The organism is Clostridium sp. HBUAS56017 (assembly GCF_007115085.1).
GTDB lineage: Bacteria > Bacillota > Clostridia > Clostridiales > Clostridiaceae > Clostridium > Clostridium cibarium.
Window position 1 is genome coordinate 583 of the sequence record NZ_SULK01000064.1, and the last position, 532, is coordinate 1,114.

General features: G+C 49.4%; 6 tRNA genes. All 6 read left to right on the plus strand.

Annotated elements, in window-relative coordinates:
• Positions 1–17 precede the first annotated feature (17 nt).
• The 6 genes from FAY47_RS19875 (at position 18) to FAY47_RS19900 (ending at position 524) form a co-directional block, all read left to right on the plus strand.
• Positions 18–92, plus strand: a tRNA-Gly gene (locus FAY47_RS19875).
• Positions 93–98: 6 nt separating this feature from the next.
• A tRNA-Gly gene (locus tag FAY47_RS19880) sits at positions 99–172 on the plus strand.
• Positions 173–200: 28 nt separating this feature from the next.
• Positions 201–277, plus strand: a tRNA-Arg gene (locus FAY47_RS19885).
• Positions 278–282: 5 nt separating this feature from the next.
• Positions 283–358 (plus strand) — tRNA-Lys (locus FAY47_RS19890).
• Between the two features lie 10 nt (positions 359–368).
• Positions 369–444: transfer RNA gene (locus FAY47_RS19895), tRNA-His, on the plus strand.
• A 5-nt stretch (positions 445–449) separates the two neighbouring features.
• Positions 450–524: transfer RNA gene (locus tag FAY47_RS19900), tRNA-Gln, on the plus strand.
• Positions 525–532 lie beyond the last annotated feature (8 nt).

Consider the following 532-nt stretch of genomic DNA (forward strand, 5'->3'; position numbering starts at 1 on the left):
AAGTTGAGAATATCAATGCGGAAGTGGCTCAATGGTAGAGCGCCACCTTGCCAAGGTGGATGTTGCGGGTTCGAGTCCCGTCTTCCGCTCCAGATATTGCAGGTATCGTATATCGGTAATACTCCAGCCTTCCAAGCTGGAAAGGTGGGTTCGATTCCCACTACCTGCTCCAATGAGTTTCATATTTATAAATGAAATAAGCGTCTTTAGCTCAGCTGGATAGAGCAACGCCCTTCTAAGGCGTGGGCCAGGAGTTCGAATCTCTTAAGACGCACCATATATGCGCTATTAGCTCAGTTGGTAGAGCACCTGACTCTTAATCAGGGTGTCCCCGGTTCGAACCCGTGATAGCGCACCATTGTTTTTTGGTGAATGTAGTTCAGTTGGTAGAGCGCCAGATTGTGGTTCTGGTTGTCGTGGGTTCGAGCCCCATCATTCACCCCATACGTAGGGATATCGCCAAGCGGTAAGGCACCACACTTTGACTGTGGTATGCGTAGGTTCAAATCCTGCTATCCCTGCCAAGATGGTT